Annotated in this window: 24 protein-coding genes, 1 pseudogene and 1 riboswitch; of the genes and pseudogenes, 6 read left to right on the plus strand and 19 right to left on the minus strand. The window is 71.8% G+C overall.

The window, feature by feature from the left end:
- Positions 1-54 precede the first annotated feature (54 nt).
- Positions 55-1,782, minus strand: coding sequence for a glycerol-3-phosphate dehydrogenase/oxidase (locus ABS64_RS01835; RefSeq protein ID WP_292680370.1), 1,728 nt, complete (start codon positions 1,780-1,782; stop codon positions 55-57).
- 168 nt (positions 1,783-1,950) lie between these two features.
- Between ABS64_RS01835 and ABS64_RS01840 the strand changes: the two genes are divergently transcribed.
- Complete coding sequence (locus ABS64_RS01840; RefSeq protein WP_292680372.1) at positions 1,951-2,937, plus strand: sugar-binding domain-containing protein; 987 nt, start codon at positions 1,951-1,953, stop codon at positions 2,935-2,937.
- On the opposite strand, the gene ABS64_RS01845 is transcribed toward ABS64_RS01840, so the two are convergent.
- The 3 genes from ABS64_RS01845 to ABS64_RS01855 form a co-directional block, all read right to left on the minus strand.
- Positions 2,918-3,712 (minus strand): energy-coupling factor transporter transmembrane component T, encoded by a 795-nt coding sequence (locus ABS64_RS01845; RefSeq protein ID WP_292680373.1) that lies wholly within the window; start codon positions 3,710-3,712, stop codon positions 2,918-2,920. The genes ABS64_RS01840 and ABS64_RS01845 overlap by 20 nt on opposite strands.
- Positions 3,709-5,181, minus strand: a complete 1,473-nt coding sequence (locus tag ABS64_RS01850; RefSeq protein WP_292680375.1) for an ATP-binding cassette domain-containing protein — start codon at positions 5,179-5,181, stop codon at positions 3,709-3,711. The genes ABS64_RS01845 and ABS64_RS01850 overlap by 4 nt, the downstream gene beginning before the upstream one ends.
- 1 nt (position 5,182) lies before the next feature.
- Positions 5,183-5,839 (minus strand): ECF transporter S component, encoded by a 657-nt coding sequence (locus ABS64_RS01855; protein ID WP_292680377.1) that lies wholly within the window; start codon positions 5,837-5,839, stop codon positions 5,183-5,185.
- Positions 5,832-5,941, minus strand: a riboswitch (TPP riboswitch). (Overlaps the previous gene by 8 nt.)
- A 33-nt stretch (positions 5,942-5,974) precedes the next feature.
- Between ABS64_RS01855 and ABS64_RS01860 the strand changes: the two genes are divergently transcribed.
- A complete protein-coding gene (locus ABS64_RS01860) occupies positions 5,975-7,384 on the plus strand; it encodes a D-alanyl-D-alanine carboxypeptidase (RefSeq protein WP_292680378.1) in 1,410 nt (469 codons plus the stop codon).
- A 5-nt stretch (positions 7,385-7,389) separates the two neighbouring features.
- Here ABS64_RS01860 and ABS64_RS01865 read toward each other — a convergent pair whose 3' ends face one another.
- Genes ABS64_RS01865 through ABS64_RS01885 form a run of 5 tightly spaced genes read right to left on the minus strand, consistent with a single transcriptional unit; the run spans position 7,390 to position 12,414 of the window.
- Entirely contained in the window at positions 7,390-8,985 is a 1,596-nt protein-coding gene (locus ABS64_RS01865) for an SLC13 family permease (protein WP_061683868.1), read from the minus strand.
- 39 nt (positions 8,986-9,024) lie between these two features.
- Positions 9,025-9,981, minus strand: coding sequence for a DnaJ domain-containing protein (locus ABS64_RS01870; protein ID WP_288121395.1), 957 nt, complete (start codon positions 9,979-9,981; stop codon positions 9,025-9,027).
- 8 nt (positions 9,982-9,989) lie between these two features.
- Positions 9,990-10,517: a hypothetical protein gene (locus ABS64_RS01875; RefSeq protein WP_292680382.1), complete on the minus strand. Its 528-nt coding sequence runs from the start codon at positions 10,515-10,517 to the stop codon at positions 9,990-9,992.
- Positions 10,514-11,350, minus strand: a complete 837-nt coding sequence (locus ABS64_RS01880) for an LssY C-terminal domain-containing protein (protein ID WP_292680384.1) — start codon at positions 11,348-11,350, stop codon at positions 10,514-10,516. Before ABS64_RS01880 ends, ABS64_RS01875 begins: the two co-directional genes overlap by 4 nt.
- Positions 11,350-12,414 carry an enoyl-CoA hydratase/isomerase family protein gene (locus ABS64_RS01885; protein ID WP_036285677.1) on the minus strand — a complete coding sequence of 355 codons (1,065 nt, stop codon included), beginning with the start codon at positions 12,412-12,414 and terminating at the stop codon, positions 11,350-11,352. Before ABS64_RS01885 ends, ABS64_RS01880 begins: the two co-directional genes overlap by 1 nt.
- 123 nt (positions 12,415-12,537) lie before the next feature.
- Between ABS64_RS01885 and ABS64_RS01890 the strand changes: the two genes are divergently transcribed.
- Positions 12,538-13,626 carry an ATP-binding cassette domain-containing protein gene (locus ABS64_RS01890; RefSeq protein ID WP_292680386.1) on the plus strand — a complete coding sequence of 363 codons (1,089 nt, stop codon included), beginning with the start codon at positions 12,538-12,540 and terminating at the stop codon, positions 13,624-13,626.
- The gene (locus ABS64_RS01895) at positions 13,623-14,447 is read left to right on the plus strand and encodes an ABC transporter permease subunit (protein WP_016464105.1); all 825 of its coding nucleotides are present in this window, start codon (positions 13,623-13,625) and stop codon (positions 14,445-14,447) included. The genes ABS64_RS01890 and ABS64_RS01895 overlap by 4 nt, the downstream gene beginning before the upstream one ends.
- Positions 14,448-14,454: 7 nt before the next feature.
- On the opposite strand, the gene ABS64_RS01900 is transcribed toward ABS64_RS01895, so the two are convergent.
- A complete protein-coding gene (locus tag ABS64_RS01900) occupies positions 14,455-14,844 on the minus strand; it encodes a hypothetical protein (RefSeq protein ID WP_292680389.1) in 390 nt (129 codons plus the stop codon).
- A 125-nt stretch (positions 14,845-14,969) separates the two neighbouring features.
- Here ABS64_RS01900 and ABS64_RS01905 point away from each other — a divergent pair, with 125 nt between their 5' ends.
- The gene (locus tag ABS64_RS01905) at positions 14,970-15,947 is read left to right on the plus strand and encodes an acetylxylan esterase (protein ID WP_016464104.1); all 978 of its coding nucleotides are present in this window, start codon (positions 14,970-14,972) and stop codon (positions 15,945-15,947) included.
- A 21-nt stretch (positions 15,948-15,968) separates the two neighbouring features.
- Here the strand turns inward: ABS64_RS01905 and ABS64_RS01910 are convergent, their stop codons facing one another.
- The 5 genes from ABS64_RS01910 to ABS64_RS01930 all read right to left on the minus strand — a co-directional run bounded on the left by ABS64_RS01910 (position 15,969) and on the right by ABS64_RS01930 (position 19,654).
- Positions 15,969-16,763: a uroporphyrinogen-III synthase gene (locus tag ABS64_RS01910; RefSeq protein ID WP_005047876.1), complete on the minus strand. Its 795-nt coding sequence runs from the start codon at positions 16,761-16,763 to the stop codon at positions 15,969-15,971.
- 233 nt (positions 16,764-16,996) lie between these two features.
- Entirely contained in the window at positions 16,997-17,269 is a 273-nt protein-coding gene (locus ABS64_RS01915) for a hypothetical protein (RefSeq protein ID WP_005047879.1), read from the minus strand.
- A complete protein-coding gene (locus tag ABS64_RS01920) occupies positions 17,259-17,669 on the minus strand; it encodes a phage holin family protein (RefSeq protein WP_005047881.1) in 411 nt (136 codons plus the stop codon). Before ABS64_RS01920 ends, ABS64_RS01915 begins: the two co-directional genes overlap by 11 nt.
- A gap of 1 nt (position 17,670) precedes the next feature.
- The gene (locus ABS64_RS01925) at positions 17,671-18,066 is read right to left on the minus strand and encodes a hypothetical protein (protein WP_036285681.1); all 396 of its coding nucleotides are present in this window, start codon (positions 18,064-18,066) and stop codon (positions 17,671-17,673) included.
- A 109-nt stretch (positions 18,067-18,175) separates the two neighbouring features.
- Positions 18,176-19,654, minus strand: a complete 1,479-nt coding sequence (locus ABS64_RS01930; RefSeq protein ID WP_292680394.1) for an FAD-dependent oxidoreductase — start codon at positions 19,652-19,654, stop codon at positions 18,176-18,178.
- Positions 19,655-20,214: 560 nt separating this feature from the next.
- Here ABS64_RS01930 and ABS64_RS01935 point away from each other — a divergent pair.
- Positions 20,215-20,523 (plus strand): annotated as a pseudogene (locus ABS64_RS01935) (transcriptional regulator); the annotation flags it as partial.
- A gap of 594 nt (positions 20,524-21,117) precedes the next feature.
- Here ABS64_RS01935 and ABS64_RS01940 read toward each other — a convergent pair.
- The 4 genes from ABS64_RS01940 to ABS64_RS01955 all read right to left on the minus strand — a co-directional run bounded on the left by ABS64_RS01940 (position 21,118) and on the right by ABS64_RS01955 (position 24,592).
- Positions 21,118-21,972: a hypothetical protein gene (locus tag ABS64_RS01940; RefSeq protein WP_292680396.1), complete on the minus strand. Its 855-nt coding sequence runs from the start codon at positions 21,970-21,972 to the stop codon at positions 21,118-21,120.
- A gap of 534 nt (positions 21,973-22,506) precedes the next feature.
- The gene (locus tag ABS64_RS01945; protein WP_016464101.1) at positions 22,507-23,340 is read right to left on the minus strand and encodes an ABC transporter permease; all 834 of its coding nucleotides are present in this window, start codon (positions 23,338-23,340) and stop codon (positions 22,507-22,509) included.
- Complete coding sequence (locus ABS64_RS01950; protein ID WP_292680398.1) at positions 23,337-24,356, minus strand: ATP-binding cassette domain-containing protein; 1,020 nt, start codon at positions 24,354-24,356, stop codon at positions 23,337-23,339. The genes ABS64_RS01945 and ABS64_RS01950 overlap by 4 nt, the downstream gene beginning before the upstream one ends.
- A gap of 98 nt (positions 24,357-24,454) precedes the next feature.
- On the minus strand, positions 24,455-24,592 hold the full coding sequence (locus tag ABS64_RS01955) for a hypothetical protein (protein ID WP_292680400.1): 138 nt from the start codon (positions 24,590-24,592) through the stop codon (positions 24,455-24,457).
- Between the last annotated feature and the right edge of the window lie 169 nt (positions 24,593-24,761).

Below are 24,761 nucleotides of genomic sequence, written 5' to 3' on the forward strand. Positions count from 1 at the left end.
AGGGGATGCCGGCGTCAGGCCGCGCCGGATTCTAGAAGCGGCTCCTCCTGCCTCTCATGCGCTCAAGGGCGCAAGGTGGGAGGTCTCGACGTCGATGCGGTGCCGCTCCTGGAGCACGCGGGCCGCGTCGTCGATCTGGGCACGAGTGGTATCGGCATCCCATCCGAGAACCGGGGCCGCCGCCTCGGCGACCTCGGCGAGGGTCTCGGCGGTGACACCACCGACGAAGGCGATGTGCGTGCGGCGCAGGAGCAGATCGATGAGCGTGACCACCTCCTCGCGCTCGGCCAGGAAGGCGATCTCCTCCGCCGAGTAGCCCGGGGCGTGCTCGAGCGGACGCTGGTTGACCGGCAGCGTTGCGAGCATCTCGGTGGCGTAGGTGCCGTAGCGCTCCAGCATGCGATCGGCGAAGGCGGCACTGTGGGCTCCGCGGTGAGCTTCGAGCCAGCGGGACCGGTCGGCGTCGGTGCGCGGGTATCCGGCGCCGCCGCCGATCGCGAGGTCGAGCGTCGAGATCCGACGCGGGCGTCCGAGAGCGGCGAGCACCTCGGTGGACAGGTGCTCGGCGAGGGCGCGGAAAGTCGTCCACTTCCCCCCGACCAGGCTCATCACCGGAACGCCGGCGGCCCCGCCCAGCCGCGCCTTCTCGATGCGGTAGTCGCGCGACACGAAGCCGGGCGCGACGTCGTCGTGACGCGGCAGCGGACGGATACCCGAGAACGTGTAGACGATCTGCGAGCGGTCCACCGCGATGTGCGGGAAGACCTGGGCGATGAGATCGAAGAAGTACGAGATCTCGTCGTCGGTGCAGACGGTCGGAGTCGAGGGGTCGGCGTCGATGTCGGTCGTGCCGACCATCACGCGGCCCTTCAGCGGGTAGATCAGCACGATCCGGCCGTCGGCCGCCTCGAAGAAGATCTCGTTGCCGCGGGTCGCCTCCAGCAGCTCCGGGTTCTCCAGCACGATGTGCGAGCCCTTCGTCCCCCCCATGAAGCGGGTGGGGGCACCCAGAGCGCCATTGGTGATGTCGGTCCACGGCCCACTCGTGTTGACGACGACGTCGGCAGTGAAGGGGAACTCCTCGCCGGTGACGGCGTCGCGGATGATGACCGCCTTGCCGTCGGCGGCGACGACGGGCGCGTAGTTCGCGGCGCGCGCGGACTCTTCCCGGGCGCCGTCGCGCAGCACGTCGAGCGCGAGCCGCTCGGGGTCGTGCATGGAGGCGTCGTAGTAGGTCGCGGTGTAGCGGAACCGGTCGTCGAGGTCGGGGAACAGCTCGCGCGAGCGGCGACGGCCGTGGAAGCGGTGGCGCGGCACGGCACCCCCGTCGCGCGAGAAGGTGTCGTACATGACGAGACCGAGCTTGATCAGCAGCGCACCGCGCTCGCTCGGCTTGCCGCGGCCGTGCGTGACGAGCAGACGGAAGGGCGCAGTGAGGATGCCCGAGAAGGTGCGGTGGATCGGAATCGTCGTGGGCAGCGGGCGCACGAAGTGGGGCGCGTTGCGCACGAGCCGGTTGCGCTCGGTCACCGACTCCTTCACGAGGCGGAACTCGCCGTTCTCCAGATACCGCACACCGCCGTGGATCATGTGGCTGGATGCCGAGGACGCGCCGCTCACGTAGTCGTCGCGTTCCACGAGGGCGACGTCGACGCCCTGCAGCGCGAGGTCGCGGAACGTCGCGATGCCGTTGATTCCACCCCCGATGATGAGAACGTCCGCGTGGGGGCGGTCCTTCAGGGCCTGGATGTTCGGACGGATCGTCGCCTTCGACTCGGTCATCGCTCTTCCTTCCGCGGCTTCGCAGTGTCTCGCCGCGCGTTTTTCACGGCGGAACGGATCTACACTGAAACGCCGGTGAACGAACGCGCAAACGATCTGAACATACGTGCATCGTAGCCCGCACCCTGCACGAATGTGCAGGAGGAATGTTCATGATCAGGAGGACACGTGAGCATCGAGACCGACGCCGAGGCGCGAGCCCGTGACGCGCTGCACGCCGCGCAGCTGTACTACGTGCAGGACCAGACGATGGAGCAGATCGCCTCCGAGATGAAGCTGTCGCGATCATCGGTCTCGCGCCTGATCGCTCACGCCCGCGAGATCGGCCTGGTGGAGATCACGGTTCATTCGCCACAGGAGGCCACGAGCGTCGTCGCCCGGCGTCTGTCCGAGCGCTACGGCATCTCGGTGCACGTCGTCAGCACGCCGCCGCGTTCCACCGACGCCGCGCGCCTCGAGCGCACCGCGCGCACCGCGGCGCACGTCCTGTCGACCACGCTCGATCCCCAGGCGAGCATCGGCATCGCCTGGGGCGCGACCGTGTCGGCGATCGCCCGTCATCTGCCGACCAAGCGGCTGCACGAATCGCAGATCGTGCAGATGAACGGCGCGGCCAACGAGTCGACCTCGGGCATCAGCTACTCGGGGGCCATTCTGGAACGCTTCGGGCAGGCCTTCGGCACCGACGTGCAGCAGTTTCCCGTGCCGGCGCTGTTCGATGACCCGCACACGAAGCAGCTGCTGTGGCGGGAGCGCTCCATCCGCCGCGTCGTGGAGGCGCAGGCGCGCGTGCAGGTGTTCGTCTTCGGGCTCGGCTCGCCCCAGGCGGACGTTCCCTCGCACGTCTATGCCGGCGGCTACCTGACCGGCGAGGATCTGCGGGTGCTGCTGCGCGACGGCGTCGTCGGCGACTGCGCCACGGTGTTCTACCGGCTGGATGGCTCGACCGGCGGCATCGAGCTCAACGATCGCTCGAGCGGTCCGTCGTTCGACGTCATCCGCCGCATCCCCCGTCGCCTGTGTGCGGTGTCGAGCCTGTCGAAGATCGACGCGCTGCGCGGCGCGCTGGCGGCGGGGCTCATCACCGAACTGGTCGTCGAGGAGGCTCTCGCCCGCCGCATCGTGGAGCTGCCGCTCAGCGCGGCCCGAGGATGAAGTTCCACGTGCCCGCCGCAACCGCGGCCGACACCGAGACGGCGGAGATCGCGACGCCCACCGCCACGAGCGTCCATTCGCGCCTGCCGAAGCGGGAGGCGCGGGCCCACGTGCGGCGGCCGGGAGCGCCGAAGCCGCGCGCCTCCATCGAGGTGGCGAGCTTGGAACCGCGGCGGATGGAGAGCACGAGCAGGGCGAAGGCCATGCCGGCGAAGCGGCGAACACGCCCCTGATCGGCGATGCCGCGTGCCCGGCGGGCGAGTTCCAGAGCCCTCCAGTCCTCGAGGAACAGTCCGACCATGCGCAGGCCCGCCAGCGCGCCGAGCACGAACCGTGCGGGCAGGCGCCACACCTGGGCCAGGCCGTCGGCGAGATCAGTGGGATCGACGGTGACGAACAGCACGACCGAGGGCAGGGCCACGGCCAGCACGCGGAAGAAGGTCGCGACCGCCAGCGCGAGCGACCCCTCGCTGATGCGCAGGACGAACCATTCGACGTAGACCTGCCCGGACGCCGCGCCGTAGAGCGCGATCGTCAGCGCCGTCAGCGGCGCGGCCAGCCACACGGGCCAGGTCCGCATCCAGAACTCCCGCCACCGCAGCCCCGCGAACACGAACAGGACGCTCTCCAGCGCCAGCGCGACCGCGGCCGACACCCAATCCAGCGTCACGATCAGCGGCAGGGCGATCACCGCGCTGGCGGCGAGTTTGGCGACCGGATTGACCCGCGCGATGACGCCGGGCCGGGTGCGGGTGTCGGCGGCGAGCATGCTCATGCCGCGGCATCCGCAGTCAGCGCGAAACGCCGGGCGTGAAGCGCATCGACGACGGCCTCGTCATGGGTGATCGCTACGATGGCCGACCCCTCGTCGCGCAGGCGGGCCAGCAGCGCGACCAGCTCCGCCCACGTGCGCGCGTCCTGACCGAAGGTCGGCTCGTCCAGCACCAGGACGCGGGGGGCGGTGGCGAGGACGGCGGCGACGGTGAGACGGCGCTTCTCCCCTCCCGAGAGCGTGTACGGGTTGGCGGCGGCCAGCGCGGTCAGCCGCAGCCGCTCCAGCAGCTCGTCCACGCGGGCGGCAGACGCGGCCTCGTCCATTCCGAGCGCGCGCGGCCCGACCTCGAGCTCGCCGCGTACCGACCGGGCGAGCAGCTGATGCTCCGGGTCCTGGAAGACGGTGCCGACACGGGTGAGAAGCTCACGTGAGCGCCACGCGATCGGTGTCGGCGCGGCGCCGGCGGCGAGCGTCGCCGAGGCCGACAGGTCGCCGGATGCCGGCCGCAGCAGTCCCGCGAGAGTGAGGCCGAGAGTCGACTTGCCGGCCCCGTTGGGCCCCGTGATGGCGAGCGCCTCCCCGGCGCGGACCTCGAGATCGATGCCCGTGGCGACCGGCACGCCGCGCACGCGCGCGACGGCCAGGTCCCCCGCGCGCAGCAGGTCGTCGCCCGCGGCTGCGGCGGGCGGAGGCGGCACCGTCGCCGGGATGCCGGGAACCCAGACACCCGCGTCGGCGAGCTCGGCCGCCCGCGCGCCGAGCACGCTCTGCGGCGGGCCGTCGGCGAGCAGCCCCTCCGCCCCGAGCACGATCACCCGGTCCACGAGCGGGAGCCAGACGTCGACCCGATGCTCCACGACCACGAGCGTCGCCCCGGTGCCGTCGAGAACGCGCCCCACAGCGTCGCGGACGTCGGCGACACCGGCCGGGTCGAGATTGGCGGTCGGCTCGTCCAGCAGGAGCAGGCCCGGCCGCATGGCCAGCGCGCCGGCGAGCGCGAGCCGCTGCTTCTGCCCGCCCGACAGCGCCTGCGTCGGCCGGTCGATGCCGACGTCCAGCCGCACGGCATCCAGTGCGGCGTGCACCCGCGGCCAGATCTCCTCGCGCGGCACGCCCAGGTTCTCGCATCCGAAGGCGACGTCGTCGCCCACCCGCGCCAGAATCACCTGCGCGTCCGGGTCCTGCAGCACGAGGCCCGCCCGTCCGCGCGCCGCCGCGGCCGGTGCCCCGTCGATCAGCAGCGCTCCCGCCGACTCTCCTTCTTCGTCGCCGCCCAGCACCCCGGCAAGTCCCTGGAGCAGGGTCGACTTGCCCGCGCCGGAAGCGCCGAGCAGGAGCACGCGCTCACCCGGGTCGATGCGCAACGAGACGTCGCGCACCGCCCAGGCCCGCCGTGACGCATGTCGCCAGCCCCATCCGTGGGCGCTGACCGTTGCCGGCGCGACCGATCCGCCGAGGTCGACCGCCACGTCAGACGAGGTCGCGGCGTTCGCGCCCCACGGCGAAACGATCCAGTGCGCCGGTCGCGGCAAGGCCCCGGGCGAGCACCCACGACAGGGCTCCGGCGATGACGGCGCCCGAGAGGGTGGTGCAGATCATGTAGATCACGGTGAACGCGGCGTCGGCCCCGGCGTACCAGAGGATCAGGTTGTTGATGCCCCCCGCGATCGCCGCGCCGGCTCCGGCGAGGATCGCGACCGGCAGCTTCCACGCCCGGTAGAGGAACAGCAGGAAGACGAGCTCGGCTCCGAGCCCCTGGACCAGCCCGGCTTCCAGAGTGAGGAAGCCGCCCCACTGGTTGCCGACGAGGGCGGAGACGACGGCAGCGAGCGTCTCGGTGTACAGCGCCGCTCCGGGCTTGCGGATGATGAGCGCTCCGAGCACGCCGGCGAACAACCACGGACCGTCCAGCAGGCCCTGCATGCCGGGCAGCAGCGGGTCGAGCAGGCTCTTGGGGCCGAGGTAGCCGATGTTCCAGAGCAGGAAGATCAGGCCCGATGCGACGCCGATGACGCTGGCGACGACGATGTCGACGACTCTCCAGCGCAGACGGCCGACACCGATGCGGGAATGGGATGCCGCGGCATCCGACGAGGTGGCGGTGGACGGGGACGCAGACGCGTGCATATTCTCTCCTCCCTGCGCCGGCATGATCCGGATCAGGTTCGACGGTCGAAGCGTGGATCGCTTCCTCTCAGCCCGGCTCACCGGACTCCCGTGGTTGTGCGCTCGAGTATAGCGGCGAACGGGTACGTTGGGCGGGTGACCTCGGACGACGCGCCCCTGCCGTCGCGCCGCGCGCTGCGGGAGAGCACCGCCCCGACCGACACCATCGTCGTCCGCAATCGCGCGGGCCGCCGCGCGCTCGCCTGGGTCGACGACGAGACCGTCACCGACGCGGTGGATACGCCGATCGCGGGCGGTGCGGCTCCCGACCTGCTTGCTCGACGCCCGCGACGCTCCCCGCTGCGCGCCGGCGTCGTCGTGCCGTTGCTCACCGCCATCGGCGTCTGCGGCGCCTACGCGGCCGCGACGCTGCTCTGGCCGCTCTGGGCCGTGGCGCCGACCGTGCGGGAGATCACGCCCGACGGACCGGTGGCGACCGTGTCGGCCGTGGCGTGGCCGTCCGCGGGCGCCGGCGCCGTCGGCGTCGCGGGATTCGAGGCCGTCGCGGCATCCTCGAGCGCACCCGTCTCGATGGCGAGCATCTCCAAGGTCGTCACCGTCCTGATGATCCTCGACGAGATGCCGCTGAGCGTCGGACAGCCCGGGCCGGAGTTCACCTTCACCTCGCGCGACCGCCAGACGTACTGGGACTATCTGGCGGACGACGAGTCGGCGCTGGATGTCCCCGTCGGAGGCACGCTCACCGAGTACCAGATGCTGCAGGGCATTCTGATGGGGTCGGCGGGCAACTACACGAATCGACTGGCCAGCACCCTCTGGCCGACCGACGAGGTCTTCGCCCAGGCCGCGCGAGCATGGCTGGACCGGCACGGCCTCGGGGCCATCACGCTGTCGGAGCCGACGGGAATCGACCCCGCCAACACCGCCGAGCCGGCCGCTCTGGTGGCGCTGGCGCAGCTCGCCCTCGCCAACCCCGTGGTGGCCGAGATCGCACGCACTCGCAGCGTCGAGCTGCCCGGGGCGGGCGAGGTCGCCAACACGAACGACCTGCTCAGCGACCCCGGCGTGGTCGGGCTCAAGACGGGCAGTCTCGCCGACTCCTACAACCTCCTCGCCGCGAAGGACATCACGGTCGGCACCACGACGGTGCGGGTCTACGCCACGGCGCTCGGTCAGCCCACCGGCGAGGCGCGGGACCAGGAGACGGCGCGCCTGCTGACGGAGGTCGCGGCGGAGGTCTCGACGCCCAAGACCATGCCGGCCGGCACCCTCGCCGGCGTCGTCAGCACGGCATGGGGCGCGACGGCGAACATCGTGACGGATGCCGACGCGGCCGTGATCCTCTGGAACGGTGCCGCCGCGACGGCGACGACCACCCTCGACCTCGGGAGCGCCCGAACGGCGAACGCCCCCGTCGGCCAGGTCCTCGTGCGCGGACCTCTGGATGCGGTCACCGTGGGCGTCCATCTGACCGCGGACATCCCCGACCCCGACGCGTGGTGGCGGCTCACCCATCCCCTGCAGCTGTGGGGTCTCGCCGGCTGAGCCCCTCAGAACGGCCAGATCAGCGGGACGTAGAGCACGGCGACGGCGAGATACACGACCATCAGGGGCAGCCCCAGCTTGCCGTAGTCGCCGAACCGATAGCCGCCGGGCTGCATCACCATGAGATTGACGGGCGTCGCGACGGGGGTGAGGAAGGCCGCCGCACCGGCGACCGTCAGCGCCATCATGAACGGCTGCACGCTGACGCCGAGCGTCTGCGAGATCGCGACGGCGATCGGGATCACCACCAGGACCGTGGCGACGTTCGAGATGAACTGTCCGAGCACCATGGTCAGCAGGCACAGCACGAGCAGCGCCACCTGCGGTGAGCCGGAACCGATGACGCGCAGCACGGCGGCGGCGACGACGTCGGCGGCGCCCGTGGACACGAAGGCGGAGGACAGGGGGATCATGCCGGCGATGAGGATGACCGTCGTCCACGAGATGGACCGATAGGTCTGCGGGACGGTCAGCACACCGGTGAGCACGAGAGCGCCGGCGGCCAGCAGTCCCGCCACCGGGGCCGGGACCAGACCGGTCGCCAGGAGCACGACCATGACCGCGAGGATGCCGATCGCGCGCTTGGCCCCGCGCCCCCAGGGCACCGCGCGCTGCAGCGTCTGCGGCGGCGTGACCGCGATGACGTCCGGCGACTGCGCGTAGCGCGTCAGTGCCGCCCACGGTCCCTGGACGAGCACCGCGTCGCCCGCCTGCAGCACGAGAGCGCCGGCGACGCCGGTCCCCCGCGACGCGTTCGGTCCGTCGTCGTCTCCGCGGCGCACCGCCAGGATCACCAGGTTCTCGTCGCGTGTCGTCATTCCCACCGACACGGTGCGGCCGATGAGCCGCGAGCGCGGCGCGACGAGCACCTCGGCGACACCCTCCCGCACGCTGAACAGGCGCGCGGTGTCGAGGTCGACGTCGTAGCTGTCGCGGAGAGTCTGCGCGTGCTCTCGCGGATCGGGGGCGAGGTCGGCCAGCCGCTCCGCGGTGCGGGCCGGGAGCAGGCGTCCGCCGCCGAGCGCGACGATCGCGACGGTCAGCAGCACGAGGGGGATGCCGGCGAGAGCGAACTCGAAGAAGCCGAACTCCCGGCCTCCGGCGGCGACCGCAGCCTCGCTGACGACGATGTTGACCGGGGTCCCGGTGAGGGTCAGCAGCGACCCGGCGCTCGCGGCGAAGGCGAGCGGGAGGAGGAGCTTCGAGGGGAGGATGCCGGCGCGGACCGCCACCACGACGACGACCGGCAGCAGCGCGGCCACCGCGCCGTTGATCGAGATGAAGGCCGTGAGCACGGCGGCCAGCAGACCGATGATCACGGTGAGGCGCGCTCTGCCCGTGCCCGCGCGGGTGACGACCTGGTGGCCCAGCCATGCCGTGACGCCGGTGGCATCCAGCGCCTCACTGACCACGAACAGGGAGGCGATGAACAGCACCGTCGGATCGCCGAATCCGGCGAAGGCCTCGCCCAGCGTGAGCACGCCGGTCGCCCAGAGCGCGAGGGCGACCCCGACCGAGACGAGGGCCAGCGGCACCCGTCCGCTGACGAAGGCGACGACGGCGAGCCCGAGGATCACGAAGGTCCAGCCGGCGGGGTCCATGTCCTCACCCTAGACGGCGCCCGCGCGCCGCTCAGCGGATCACACGAAGCGCACGGTCTGCTGCAGGCGTGTGCGCACATCGAACAGCTCGTTGCCGCCGATGTCGCGGGCCCCGGTCAGGCCCCGCCGGAGCACTGTCGCCAACGCCGAACGGGCGACGACCGCGACCGGCAGCGAGCGCACCTTGCCGATCTCCTCGATCGCGCTGACGACGTCGTCGTCGGGCAGCACCACGATCGCGCCGCTGAAACGGACGCGCGCTGCGCGCGCCAGCACGCGCGCCCCCGCGACCAGGTCGGCGATCGGAGAACCCTCGACACCGTCACCGATCAGCTCACCGCGGCGCAGCCGCACCGGACCACCGAGATCCTCGCTGAGCAGAGCGTAGAGGCCGCTGGGTCCCAGCACGATGTGATCGACCTTCAGCGACGGATCACGCGGGTCGACGGCGACGTCGTGCCACACCGTGTACCCCATTCCCAGGTCGCCGATGACACGCGCGCTGGCCTCTTCGGCGAGGGCATCCGCGAGCATCCGCTTCAGCTCGCGCGGGGCCGCGCGCACCAGCGCCGGGTCGTAGGGGTCGGGCAGCTCGGTGCCGCGCCCCGCCCACTCGCGGATGAGATCGAGGTAGCGCTCGCGGCGCCAGCCCCCGGGCTGACCGAACGAACGCGCCCGCGGGCGCGTGTCGGCCGGTCGCGACGGCGGACGCCAGCTCGTGCCGGCGCCGCTGCCGTCACCGTCGGCGCCGTCCGGACCGTATGCCGGCGCCGAGGCGCCGAAACCGTGACCGCGATCGTAGGCGCTCCGGGCATCCGGCGTGCCGACGAGCTCCCACGCGCGCTGCACGTGGACGAAGAGCGCGGCATCGCCGCCGGTGTCGGGGTGGGTCTGACGCAGCCGCAGGCGATACGCCTTGCGGAGCTCGTCGTCGGCGGCATCCGCGGCGACCCCGAGCACCTCGTAGGCGGACGCGGATAGGGGACTGTCGAACACGGGACCTCTCAGCGCTTCTCGGTGCGACGGGCGTACGCCGCGGCGCTGCGACTGGACAGGGCGAGCAGCACGAGGATGTCGAGTGCCAGGGCGGGCAGGGTCGTGAACAGCGTGATCTCCTGATCGCGCGCCCACCAGCTCGCGAAGGCGCTGGCGATGGACAGGGTGGCGACGGTCATCACCGCGACGCGTGCGAGGTTGCTGCCGAAGAACAGAAGGATCACGCACACGAGCTGTATCACCACGGCGGCGCCGAGGACGACGAGCAGGACGGCGAGTGAGGCGTCAGCCAGATCGGGGGTGGCATCGATGCCGTCGAGGTCGAGCACGACCGCGCTCGCATAGCTCTTCCAGTTCACCGCCACCTCGACCATCGAGCCGATCCCGACCAGCGCGCTCAGCAGCACCAGGGCGGCGCCGGTCACCGTCGTGGACGGCCGCGGCATCGCCGGGTCGTGGGCGATCGGCTGCAGGAGCCGGGTCACCGGTTCATACGACGGTCGCCGTTCGGGCCGCACGTTCCGCTCCCCGCTCATGCCACGGCCTCCTCGGAGACGTGCACCCCGCGCACGTCGACCACGGGCAGGTCACCGTCGGTGCGGATGCTGTCGCCGCCGCCGTTGCGGGCGTGGTAGCCCGTGGAGAAGTCCGCGATCACGTCCACCCGCACGGCCGGCTCGCCGGTTCGGAGAGTGGAGACGATGTGATCGCGCTCGACGTCGGTGTCGGCGTCGATGCGGTGGGTGACCTGCAGGGTGAACAGCGACAGCCCGACCGAGGTGTCGAACGTGCCCGCCGCCAGCCAGTCGACGCGGCGGCCTCCCGGCAGCAGCCACCCGTCCGGACATTTCCAGAAGCGCACGTGGTGGCGCTGCGCCGGGTTGCCGTCGACCTCTTGCTGATAGGCGAAGTCCTGCTGACGACCGAAGAGGAACAGGGGGCTCACCGGGGCTTCGTGGTAGCTGCGGCGACGCAGGGTCGAGGTGACGATGCGCCAGGACGACGCGAAGGTGACGGGATCGGCCTTGGTCCACCCCGAGGCCCGCATCACCCGCTCGATCTGCTCGCCGTCTCCCAGGAAGGCGAGGTTCACAGGGTCGCCGAGAAGCCCGTCGCTCGTACGGGCGCGACCGATGAAGTAGTCGGGCACGTAGATCGTCGTCAGGATCCGGTGCAGTCGGGGCAGCACGAGGTAGGCCAGCAGCAGCCAGAACAGCAGGAAGCCGAGGATGCCCCACCACCCGACCGTCAAGCTCTCGGTGAACCCCAGATAGGCGAGCCAGATGGCCGCCAGCCCCGCGAAGACGAAGAAGAACTGGTCGATCGCGACGCCGATCGACCATCTGCGCGAAGATCGGGTCCGGCTCATCACGGTTCCCACAGCGCCAGCGGCGGCTCCCACGCGAGCGCCCGCTCTGCCAGCCCGTCCTCGAGGTCGTCGAACGCGGCCGGATGCCAGTGCGGGTCGCGGTCCTTGTCGACCAGCTGCGCGCGAATGCCCTCGGGCAGGTCGGGCTGGGTCTGGGCGAACCACAGCACGAGCCCGTACTCCTGCGCGAGCGCGGCGCGAAGATCCGGCAACCGCCGGGCGGCACGGACGGCGGCCAGCGTGACGGTCAACGCGGTGGGCGCGAGCGCCGCGAGCGTCTCGGCGGTGGCGACGGCATCCGGCTCGGGCCGCTCACGCAGCCGCGCGATGATCTCGGCGACGGTGTCGGCGGCGAAGGCATCGTCGATCCACGAACGGGCCGCGACGAGCCGCGACGGCCCCGGCGTCTCGTCGAACAGCAGCACGATCTCGGCCGGGGTCGCCGGATCGGCACGATCGGCGAGCGCGCCGCGGAGGTCTCCGATCCGCTCGCTCGGCACCAGCGCATCGGCGAAGCCGGCAGCGAGGGCGTCCGCGGCATCCATCGCCTCGCCGGTCAGCGCGAGGTACTCGCCGAGCCGTCCGGGCGCATGCGCCAGCAGCCACGAGCCACCCACATCCGGCGTGAAACCGATCCGTGTCTCGGGCATGGCCAGGCGCGAGCGTTCCGTGACGACACGGACCGCCGCGTGGCCGGCCAGCCCGATGCCACCACCCATCGTCACACCGTCGGCGACGACGACGATCGGCTTCGGATACGTGGCGATACGCAGATTCAGGGCGTACTCGGCGCGGAAGAAGTGCGCGGTCTCGTCGACCCGGCCGGCGACGATCCACTCGCGAAGGCCCCGCACGTCTCCCCCGGCGCACAGGCCCCGCTCGCCCGCACCGTCCAGCAGCACCACCTCGATGTCGGCGTCGTGCTCCCAGCGGTCCAGGGCGGCGGAGATCGTCTGGATCATGTCCAGGTCGAGCGCGTTGATGGCGCGCGGACGGTTGAGGGTCAGGTGGCCCACTCCCCGGACGGTGCGGACCAGCACGGTGGGTTCGGCGGCATCGCTCACGCTCGCAACGTTACCCGCGCCGTCGGTCTCGGCGCCTCCCGCGCGGGCACCCGGCCGGCGCGGGCCGATCGGGCAGGATGGAGGCAACGGCCGACGATGGTCGGCGATGACGAGAGGATGACGATGCCCGAAGGACACCTCCTCGAGTTCCGTGGGGTCACGAAGACGTTCGGTGCGGTGCGCGCGGTGGACGACTTCACCGCCCGCGTCGAGCCCGGCCGCGTGACGGGATTTCTCGGCCCCAACGGCGCGGGCAAGACCACGTCGTTGCGCATCCTGCTCGCGCTCGTGCGCGCCACCTCGGGCAGCGCCACCATCGGCGGCCGGCGGTACTCGGAGCTGCGGCACCCCCTGCAGACGGTGGGCGCCGCGCTCGAGGCCTCCAGCTTCCATCCGGGTCGCACCGCCGCCGGCCACCTCACCGTCGCCGTGCAGGCCGCCGGGCTCCCGCGCGGACGAGTGGACGAGGTCTTGGGCCTCGTGGGGCTCGCCGACGCCGCCGGTCGCAAGGTGGGCGGTTTCTCGCTCGGCATGCGACAGCGCCTCAGCCTGGCCTACACGCTGCTTGGAGATCCCGGCGTGCTGGTGCTCGATGAGCCCGCGAACGGTCTGGACCCCGAGGGGATCAAGTGGCTGCGCGGCTTCCTCGGCCAGCTGGCCGGCGAGGGACGAACGGTGCTGGTGTCCTCGCACATGCTCGCCGAGGTGCAGCAGACGGTGTCGGCGCTGCTGGTCATCTCCCGCGGCCGGCTCGTGTTCGAGGGCGATATCGGCGACCTGGTCGGCGCGGACGACGTGGCGACGGTCATCGATGCCCCCGACCGCACGGCGCTGGCGAATGCTCTGGATGCCGCGGGCATCGCGTACACGCCCCTGCGCTCGGGCTTCTCCGTGCGCGGCGCCGAGCCGGCCCATCTCGGTGCCATCGCTGCGGCGGCCGGAGTCGCCCTGTCGCACCTGCAGCGGCGCGGTCCGGTGCTGGAGGAGGTGTTCCTCGAACTGGTGAACGGCACACGGGTGCAGGCGCCGACGCCGGCGGCTCCGGCGGCACCGGCTCCGGACCCGCTCACGCCGCCGCTCACGGCCGCTGCCGTTCCCGCCGCGACCGCGCCGGAGGACGCGGAGCCGGGCGTCGAGGACGCCGAGTACATCCACGCGGTCGAGGACGACCCCAGCGACACGGTCGCCGCCGAGGAAGGAGACCCGCGATGAGCCTCGTCAACGCGTCCCGTTCGGAACTCACGAAGCAGTTCACCACGGCGATGTGGTGGGTTCTCGCCGTCGTGCTGCTCGCCTATGTCGGCGTGACCGCCGGCGGCCTGTCCGCCGTGTTCGGCGCGGTCGCAAGCGGCACGCTGCCCGGCGGCACGACGAGCGGTGCCGGGGTGTCGCCGACGAGCCTACCTCCGCTCATCTACAGCCTCGCCACCTCGGTCGGCTACGTCTTCCCGCTGCTCATCGGCACGCTGCTCGTGACGAACGAGTTCCGGCACAAGACGCTGACGCCGACTCTCCTGGCCACGCCGCGACGCGGGGTCGCCCTCGGCGGCAAGCTGGCCGCCGGAGTCGTCATGGGCGTGCTGTACGCCGCCGTCGCGCTCGTCGCGGCGGTTGGGATCGGCGCGGCGGCGCTCGCGGCGTTCGGAATCGACACGCGGCTGGGCGAGACCGACACCTGGGCGATGATCGGGCGCATCGTGGCGAGCTTCGTCCTGTGGACGCTGATCGGCGTCGGCGTGGGCACGCTGGTGCGCAATCAGGTCGCCGCCGTCGTCGGCGTGCTGGCGTTCACACAGTTTCTCGAGCCCATCGCGCGCACCGTGGCGACGCTGGTCGACGGCGTGTCGGGGGTGACCGCCTACCTGCCCGGCGCGGCATCGGACGCCCTCGTCGGCTCCAGCATCTACGCGACGATGGGGGCAGGCGGGGCCGCACCCCTCGCATGGTGGGGCGGCGGCGTGGTGCTGCTGGCGTACGCCGCCGTGTTCCTCGGTCTCGGCTACCTGACGAGCTGGCGCCGCGACGTGGCCTGATCGGCCGTCAGGAGTCGGCGAGTTCGACGACGTCCGACGCGTCGTCGCCGTCGAGCCGCAACGCCTGGACGAGGGCGACGCCGTGACGAGTCGTCAGCACGAGACGCTCGAACTCGGCATCCTCGGAGAGATCGACGACCACCGCCCGGCGACGTCGGCGCACCAGCACGAAGTCGTTGCCGCTCGCGGAACGCCAGGTTCCCATCGCGACGGTGCCGCGCACCTGCGTGCCGGGGCTGGGCACTCCGCGCAGCCAGGTCCAGGCGTCGTCGGTCAGCTGCACCCGGAGGATGTGAGACCTGTCGACGCGCACGCTCTCCGATCGCCGCGACAGGGCGCGTTCGACGCCCGACAGCACGACCTCGAGCTGCGTCGAATCGAGCAGCAGGGTCACCATGACTTCAGTCTGCCAGCGCGACCATGTGCGGATGCTCACAGCCCCGCAACGATCCGGTCTCGGCGCGGGCGATATCGTGGAACGTCGGCCGCGATGCGCCGGCGTCACCCGACACGGAGTCCCCGATGCCACGATTCGATCTCGACCTCCCCGCCCTCGAAGCGTTCCGTCCCGCGGTGCGCGAGCCGGCCGACTTCGACGAGTTCTGGGCGCGGACGATCGCGCAGTCGCGCGCCGTCGGCGGTGAGATCGTCGTCGAGCCGGTGGAGACCGTGCTGAGCACCATCGACGTGTTCGACGTGACGTTCCCGGGGTTCGCCGGCGAACCCGTGAAGGCGTGGCTGCACACGCCCCGATACTCCGACGACGCCGCGGCACTGCCGACGGTCATCGAGTTCAACGGGTACGGCGGAGGTCGCGGGCTTCCGACCGAGCGGCTCGGCTGGGCCTCGGCCGGCTACGCGCATCTGTTCATGGACACGCGTGGGCAGGGATCCACCTGGGGCGCTCCGGGCGCGACACCGGATCCGCACGGCACGGGACCCTCGACCAACGGTTACATGACCCGCGGCATCGAATCGCCCGAGGACTACTACTACCGCCGCGTGTTCACCGATGCGGTGCGCCTCATCGACGCCGCCCGCACCCTTCCCCGGGTGGATGCGGCGCGCATCGCCGTCACCGGCGGCAGCCAGGGCGGCGGCATCACGTTGGCCGCGGCAGCGCTGAGCGAGGACCTCGTCGCGGTCATGCCCGACGTGCCGTTCCTCTGCCATTTCGAGCGCGCGATCGGGATGACCGACCGCGAGCCGTACCACGAGGTGGTGCGCTACCTGTCGGTGCACCGGGGCGCCACGCAGCGGGTGCTCGACACGCTCTCCTATTTCGACGGCGTCAACTTCGCTCGCCGCCTGAGTGCGCCCGCGCTGTTCTCCGTCGGCCTGCTCGACCCGGTGTGCCCTCCCTCGACCGTTTACGCCGCCTACAACCACATCGACCGCGGTGACAAGCAGATCCGCGTCTACGACTTCAACGAGCACGAAGGCGGTCAGGCCTTCCAATGGGAGGAGCAGGCGCGCTTCCTCGCGCAGATCCTCGGCTGAGGTCCGCGCGCGGACCGCGCGTCAGAGGTGGAACTCGTCCTTGGCGTGCGGCAGGGGGAAGTTCGACACCGCGGTGATGAGCCCCTCGACGGTCTGCTCCCGCGCCACCGCGCTCACACCGAGACCCACCTTGCGGGCGTCCTTCGCGGTGCGCGGTCCGATGGCGGCGATCACGGTGGCGTCGGGGATCTCCGGGAACTGCAGCCGTACCTGTTCGGCGACCGAGCCGCTGGTGACGAGGATCGCGTTGATACGGCCGCTCGCGACGTCGTGGGCGATCCGCTCGGTGACCGGCACACCCACCGTGCGGTAGGCGACCACGCTGCGCACGTCGTGCCCCGCCTCGGTGAGGCGGCGCGTGAGCACCGGCTTGGCGATCTCGCTGCGCAGCGTCAGGATGCGCCGCGGCGCGGGCTCGAGCTCGATCAGCTGCGAGGCCATCCCGGCCGCCGAGTTGTCCTCGTCGGGGACGAGGTCGACGCGATAGCCGACCGCGGCGAGCGCCGCGGCCGTCGTCTCGCCCACCGCGGCGACGCGAGTGGAAGCGGGGATGACGGCGCGGTAGGCGTAGAGGACGTCGACCGTGGTGGCGCTGGTGAGGGTCACCCAGTCGAAGGCGCCGGCGGCGAGATCGGCGAGCGCCTGCTCGAGCGTTGCCTGATCGGTCGAGGGCGCGAAGTTGATGAGGGGAGCGATGACCGGCACAGCACCCTGCGCCCGCAGCGTCGCCGCCACGGAGTCACCCCAGGGCCCCCCGCGCGGAACGAGCACACGCCACCCCTTGAGGGGCTTGGCGGCGTGCGGATCAGGAATCATGCTCGACTTTCGTGATGCTCAGTCGGGACGCACGGTTTCGCGCATCCGGCAACGGCGCTCGTGCACGCGCGAACGCGATGGCTGCGCGGCTCGGGTCGTCGTTGCCGGCAGCTTGCGCACCATTGCCGCTGCCTGAGACACGAGCATACCCCGGGCGACGCATAGCTCGAACACGGGGTTGACAGCGCCCGCGGCGCGGGTCAGAACGCGCGCGGGCGCGCCCCACGGGGGACTCAGCGCGTGTAGGCGCGGACGATTCCCCAGACGGCCAGTCCCACGAGGGCAGCCGCACCGAGCACGGCGAGCGAGGCCTGCGTGGGATTGCGCCGCGCGAAGCGACGCGCGTCGGCGACCCCGCGATCGGTGGCCTGCGCGACCCGCTTGGGCACGTTCGCCTTGACCTCGATCGCCGCCAGGGCGGCCTTCAGCTCCGCACGGGCGCTCTCCACCGGATCGGTGATGCCGAGGGCGACGGCGGTGCGCGGAATCAGCTGGTCAGAACTCATCGGCCACGTCCTTCACGATGCGCGCGTCGACCTTCACGGCGTCGACGGGGTTGGTCGAACGACTCAGATGCTTGAAACGCAGGAGCCCCAGCCACGCGAACACGGCGGCTCCGACGAGCGCGATGACGACGACGATGAGGCTGGCGAGCCACGCCGGCATCCACGACGACAGGCCGATGATGGCGAAAGCGGCCAACGCCGGCAGCGACCAGAAGAGGAAGAACAGAGCGACGATGAACCAGACACCGCCCATGCCGGCATCCTTGCCCGCCTTCTTGGCCCACGTCTTGGCCGAGTCGATCTCGGCGACCACCAGGTTGCGGACGAGCTCCGGCACCTCGCCGACGAGAGTCAGCAGGCTGTCATCGGCGCGGTCACGGAATCCCCGAGGCGTCGCCATGTCAGTCGTCCGCTGCCTTCTTGGCCGCGGCCTTCGCGTCCGCGACGGCCTTGTCGGCGGCCTTCTTCACTTCTGCGGCCGTCTTCTCCGCTCCGCGGGTGACCTCGTCGGCCGAGGCCCGGCCCGCGCGGATCGCGGAGTCGAGCTTCTGCCCCGGAGTGCCGTTGCGGCTCGCCGCACGGGTGACCTTGACCGCTCCGTCCCACAGGGCGCTCGGCAGAGCGAGGGCGGCGCTCTTGCCGAGGTCCTTGACGGCGGCGACCTGCTTCTGCACCGGGGCGGTGTTCCAGATCTTGAGGTATCCCGCCTTGATCTGCTCGTAGCGCTCGCGGCCGGCGCGCGACCCGAGCACGTAACCCGCGGCGAGTCCCACGACGATTCCGATCTTGCCCTTCATGGCGTCTCCTCACGTCCGTGCCGGGAGTGCTTCGTGACTCCAGGGTAGTCGCAATATTCCGATTCCGGCATCCTCCGGTCACGGGGCTGTCCCTGAAGAGGGCCGTGTGCTAGAAGGAGCCCCACAGCACCTCGTGACGGACGCGTTCCACCTCGGCGAGGGTGTCGGCGACGATGGCGGATACGCCCCCGCCGGCGAGGTCCTCGCCGACCGCGATGAGACCGTGCCGGCGACCGATCGCCGCACGGGTCGCGGCGGTGCGCGGGGCGTGACCGAGGACGGATGCCGGCGGTGCGAGCGTCGCACGCCGTTGCGCGGCCGCGCGAACGCCTCCGATTCCGGGCCACAACTGCGCAGCGTCGGCGGCAGCGCGTGCGATGAGGTCCGTGGCATCGTCCGCCGGTGCCGCATCGAAGGTCAGCCGAAGCACCCGCCGACCGGGCCCGGCGTCGGCACGCACGCCCGCCCACGCGGAGCCGACGTCGATGACGGATGCCGCCGCCATCGCCCCCGGCACGGGATAGATCGTCGCGGGAGCGTCGAAGGCGGCGGTCCCGGCATCCATCACGAGGGTCACGACGTCGCGCACGGGCAGGGGCGCAGCCTCGAGGACGATGCCGTGATCGCGCACGAGCGCGGCGGAGGTCGCCGCGCCGGCGGCCAGCACCACGATATCCGCGGGCAGCGGCTGGGCGGGTTCTCCCGCGGCAGCCGGGTCGGTCGGCTCAGCCGGGCCTGTTGGCTCAGCGGGGTCGGCGGGCGCGAGATGGACGAGCCAGCCGTCCGGCGTCTGCGTCAGGCTGTCCGCCCGGACGTTCACGCGCAGGTCGGCGTCAAGCAGCAGCAGCCGCTCGGTGAGGGCGGTGACGAGCTGCGTGAGCCCCCCGCGGAGCCGTGCTCGCCGCGGGCGTCTCGCCTCGGCATCGTCGTCCGGCAGCAGTTGGCCGACGGCACCGGCGAGCGATCCCGCGCGGGTCAACGCGGCGCTCAGGCCGGGGACGGCCAGGTCCACATCGATCCTGTCGGGGTCGACAGCCCACGTGCCCAGCGTGAGCGGAGCGACCAGCCGGTCGCGGACGTGCGCTCCCATGCGCGAGCGCACGAGCGCGCCCAGGCTCCGCTCGCGACCGATGGTCAGCGGCGGCCGCAGGCGATCGAGGTAGGCGCGCCAGACTCCGCGCCCGCCGATGAGCCGGCGCACGGGCTCGGCCCAGACGTTGGCCGGGATCCCGGCGCGGTTCGGTGGCAGCGTGACCACGCGGGGGCCGCCGGGAGTGGCCAGCGCCACACCCACCGAGCCGTCGCGCGCCGGTTCGACCTCGGCGCGCAGTCCCAGCTCATCGAGGAGCCCGGCGAGCGCGGGCGCCGAGAGCGAGAAGGCTTCGGGAGCCAGATCGACGGTGATGCCGTCCAGCTCATCCGTCTCGATCCAGCCGCCGAGCCGCGGCGCCTGTTCGAGGAGCGTGACGGGCATGCCGATGCGGGCGCACTCCCAGGCGGCGACCAGACCCGCGATCCCCCCGCCGATAACGACGACCCGGGTGGTGCGGGCACGGTCGGCGAGGTCGGCTGCAGGCTTGTCGGACACGCCCCCATCCTTTCACCGGACCACGGACATGCGCCGGAAGAGGCGTGGCGCCTCGCACCTAGAGTGGAGCCGTGCGGCTCACCTACTTCGGCGGACCGGCGTGGGATGCCGGGGCTCTCCCGGCGCGCGGTCGGGGGCAGGAGAGCCTGCTGTTCCGTCTCGCGGTCGACGCCGGCGCGGCGGTGTCCGTGCGCGCACTGTCGGACGACCTGTGGCCCGTCGATGCGCCGGATGATCCGCGCGCAGCCGTGCAGTCCCTCGTCTCTCGACTGCGCCGCGCCCTCGGCTCTGAGGCGATCGAGGCGGTGTCCGGCGGCTATCGCCTCACGCTCGGCCGGGATGAGATCGACCTGACCCGCTTCCAGGATCTCGTGGCGGCGGCTCGCCGCGCGGACGACCCGGCACGGGCGGCTGCGCTGGCGCGCGATGCGCTCGGCCTCTGGACGGCCGACCCGTGGGTTCCGGATGACTTCGACTGGGCGCGGCGCGATCTGCTCGAAGACCGGGCGCACGCCGAGCGTCTCGCCGGCGGTGACCACGCGCCGGTCGGGGCGGGCGCCGTGGGTGGCGAGCGCATTCCGGCGGCGCTGACGCCGCTGATCGGACGGGCCGACGAGATCGCCCTCGCCGAGGCCCAGCTGACCGATGAGCGGCTGCTCACCCTGATCGGCCCGGGCGGTGCGGGAAAGACGACCCTCGCGCTGGAGATCGCCCGCCGTCACTCGCCCGCGGTGTTCGTCGAGCTGGCACCGGCCGATGCCGGCGGAGTCTGGGATGCCGTCGCCACCGCTCTCGGACGGGGCGTCCGCCTGTCCGACGGCACCGTCGGCCAGGCCCAGGGCTCCCGCGAGCGCGCCCTCGCCGCCCTCGCCGGCCGGCCTCTGCTGCTCGTGCTCGACAACGCCGAGCACGTCGTGGCCGATGCCGCCCAGGTGGCGGCCGAGGCGCTGCGCGTGGCGCCGGCCCTGCGGCTGCTGGTCACGAGCCGTGAGCCGCTGGGGGTCCCCGCCGAGGCGTTCGTCAACGTGGGTTCGCTGCCGGAGGCGGATGCCGTGACCTTGCTGTCCGCACGCATCCGCGCCGCTCGCGGGTACGCGCCGGACGCCGGTGAGAGGGCGGCCGTCGCCCGCATCGCACGCCGCCTGGACGGGCTGCCGCTAGCGCTCGAGCTGGCCGGAGCGAAGGCGCGGGTGCTGTCGATCGCCGAGATCGAGGATGGCCTCGCGGATCGATTCGCGCTCCTGGACCGAGGACCTCGCACGGCGGAGCCGCGTCATCAGACGCTGCGCGCCGTCATCGACTGGAGCTGGAGCCTGCTCGACGAACCGGAACGCGATGCACTGCTCGCTTTGGCCGTCTTTCCCGACGGCATCTCCGCCGGCGACCTCCGGGAGGTCACGGCAGCGTTCGGCCTCCGCGAGACGGCGATCGACGACCTGGTCGACCGTTCGCTCGTGCAACGCTCACGCGGCCGCTACCGGCTGCTCGAGACGGTGCGCGAGTACGGACTGGACGCGCTCCACCGATCGGGCCGGCTGGAGATCGCCCGCGAGCTTCAGGCGACCGTGATGGCGCAGCTCGCGCTCGCGCAGGACCGCGCCCTGCGGACGGCGACGGCACGCCCGGCGATCGCTTGGTTCGACGCCAACGAGGAGAACCTCGCCGCCGCGACCCGCTTCTGCGCCGGCCGCGGCGAGCTGGAGGTGCGCCTGGCACGGGCGCAGCTGTGGATCTGGCAGCTGCGTGAGCGGTTCGACGTGCTGACGTCCGTGCTGAACGCGACCGCGGCCCCCGCGGACGCTCTCGCCAGCGAAGCCGACGTCGTGGTGGCGGCCATGGCGATGCTCATGCGCACCATGCTCGACCCCACGACCGCGCACCTGTCCGCGCAGAGCGTCGCGCGCATCGCCGACGCGGCGCGGGATCACGATTCGGAGCTGGCGGCAATCCTGCCCGTCGTCCTCCGCGGAGCTCTGCGGGCCCGCCAGGAGCGGCGTGGAGACGAACCGTGGTCGACGTACCTGCGGCTGGATGAGAGCGAGCTTTCGGACGGTCCCGTATGGAGCCGGGCGTTCGCGGCGGTCATGAACGCGGCCACCGCGCAGAACAACGGCGACATCGATACGCTCGGCGAGGCGAGCGGTCGCGCGCTGGACGCGTTCCGGCGGCTCGGCGACGCGTGGGGCACGGCCCTGGCCAGCCAGATGCAGTCGGAGTGGCTCATGCTGCAGGGACGACTGGAAGAGTCGCTGCGCATCGCCGACGAGTCGACGCAGGCTCTCGTGGGTCTGACCTCCGTCAGCGATCTGCTGCAGCAACAGGCGCTCTCGGTCTCGCTGCTGCTCCGGCTCGGTCGCGACACCGAAGCCCGCGAGCGCGTCGATGAGATGCTCGCCCGCGCTCAGGCCGACGGCTCGGAGCGTGCCGTCGCGCAGGCCGCCGCGACGGCGGCCGCGCTCGAGCTGGTGCGCGGCGACGGGGCTGCGGCGCTGCGGGAGCTGGAGCGCGCGGGCAGCCTCGAACAGCAGCAGGCGCTGGCGGGATTTCCTGCACAGGTCGCGGCGTGGCAGGAGAGCAAGCGCGCCCTGGCGCTGCTGCTGACCGGCGACGCAGCAGCGGCCGCGGACGCCCTGCGCCGCGCGGCACCGGTCGCCGTCCGCACGGGCGATCAGCCGATCATGTCGGATGTCGCGGTCGCCTTCGCCCGATGGTTCCTGGCGGCAGATCGCCTCCCCGACGCGGCGGCGGCACTCGCGGAAGCCGACCGGCTGCGCGGGCGCGCCGACCTCAGCGACCCGATCGCCCTGCCCGTGCGCGATGCGGTGAGCACTGGTCGAACGTCTGGACGGGCGTCAGGCCTTTCGCATGTAGGCGCGCACCGTGAGCGGTGCGAAGACGACGACGATGACGGCGGCGCCCAGCAGCGACGCCCAGAAGTCGCCGGCGATGACCCCGGAGTTCGCGAGGTCGCGCACGGCGGTGACCAGGTGCGAGATCGGGTTGATGCTCGCGAACCACGCGAGCGGGGCCGGCAGAGAGTCGATCGGGACGTACGCGTTCGACAGGAACGTCAGCGGGAAGAGGATGAGCATCGAGATGCCCTGCACGCTGGAGGCGGTGCGGGCGATCACGCCGAAGAACGCGAAGATCCAGCTGATCGCCCACGAGCAGGCGATGACGAGCAGTCCTGCCGCAACGACCGAGCCGAGGCCCCCGGCAGGGTGGTAGCCCATGAGGAAGCCGACCACGAACGTGATGGTCGTCGCGATCGCATAGCGGAGGGTATCGGCCAGCAGCGCGCCCGACAGCGGCGCGATCCGGGCGATCGGGAGCGAGCGGAACCGATCGAACACGCCCTTGTCCATGTCTTCGCGCAGCTGCGTGCCGGTCACGACCGAGGTGGTGATGACGGTCTGAACCAGGATGCCGGGGATCAGCGCCGGCAGGTAGCTCTCGACGTTGCCGGCGATCGCGCCGCCGAAGATGTAGGCGAACATCAGCGTGAAGATGATCGGCTGCACCGTCACGTCGACGAGCTGCTCGGGCGTGCGACGGATCTTCACCAACCCGCGGTAGGCCATGGTCAGGGTGTTCTCGACGCTCTGGCGCAGGCTCGTGCGGTTGGAGAGCCGGCGCTCGGATGCCGGAGTGATGGGTGTCAGCGTGGTGGGGGCGATGGTGGTCATGCGCGAACCTCCGTGATGGCGGTGGGGGCGTCGCCGGACGCGGAGTCGGTGGCCGCGGCATCCGCCGGTCGACCCGTGATGGTCAGGAACACCTCGTCGAGCGTCGGCTTCTGCACGCTCATCTCGGTGAGGTGGATGCCGGCCTCGCGCAGCGTGATGAGCAGGTCGGTGACGCGGTCGGGGTCGGTCATGGGTGCGGTGATGCGCGCCGCTTCGGGCGAGAGGGTGCCGCGCACCCCGAGCACCTGGCCGATCGCGCGCAGGGTGTCATCGGCGTCGGCGGGATCGGACACCCGCAGGACCAGCGACGAGGTGCCCACGGAGGCCTTCAGATCGTCGGCCGTGCCTTCGGCGACCACCCGGCCGTGGTCGATCACGGCGATGCGGTCGGCGAGCTGGTCGGCCTCGTCGAGGTACTGCGTGGTGAGCACAACGGTGGAACCGGTCGCGACGAGCTCGCGGATCGTGTCCCACATCTGCCCGCGCGTGCGCGGGTCCAGGCCCGTCGTGGGCTCGTCGAGGAAGATCAGCGGAGGCTGGGCCAGGAGGGATGCCGCGAGATCGAGCCGGCGCCGCATGCCGCCGGAGAACTTCTTCAGCGGCCGCCGCGCGGCATCCGTCAACGAGAAGCGCTCGAGCAGGTCCTCGGACTTGGCTTTGGCTTCGCTGCGCGACAGACCCAGGAGCCGGCCGAAGATCATGAGGTTCTCGGTCGCCGACAGCGTCTCATCGACCGAGGCGAACTGCCCCGTGACGCCGATGAGCTGACGCACGACGTTCGACTCGCGCATCACGTCGTGGCCGAAGATCTCGGCGCGGCCGCCGTCGGGCCGCATCAGCGTCGCCAGCATGTTGATGGTGGTGGTCTTGCCAGCCCCATTGGGTCCGAGCACGCCGTAGACCGTGCCGGCTTCGACGGCCAGGTCGACGCCGTCGACAGCGCGGTTGTCGCCGAAGACCTTCACGAGGCCCTCCGCGCGCACCGCGAGGGTGGATGGTGAGGTGGAAGTGGTCATGGCATCCACTGTGCGCCCGGGGAACTGTCGCGCCGCTGTCACGAGCAGGATGCCGCTGTCACGGCGCTGTCACGCGCTCGTCGGCGCCCGCGATGCGCTCAGCGACGGCCCAGGACCGCGACGACGGCGCGGTGATCGCTGCCCGGGCGGATGTCGGTGATCACCTGGAAACCGAGCACACGCCACGACGATCCCACCAGCACGTGGTCGATCGGCGACGCGAGCCACGTCGGCACCGTCGACGGCCTGAGCGACGAGCGGCATCCGCTGCAGGCCCAGGGCCTGCGGCCAGACCAGGAGCACCGGCACCCCGACCAGCAGGGTCACGACCAGTCCCCGCCAGGATGCCGTGCGCCCACTCACACGTGCCAGTCAACCACCATCGCCGGGGCGGGTGACACACTC

Origin of the sequence: Microbacterium sp. SCN 69-37 (assembly GCF_001724435.1) — a bacterium.
In the GTDB taxonomy this organism is placed as follows: Bacteria; Actinomycetota; Actinomycetes; order Actinomycetales; family Microbacteriaceae; genus Microbacterium; species Microbacterium laevaniformans.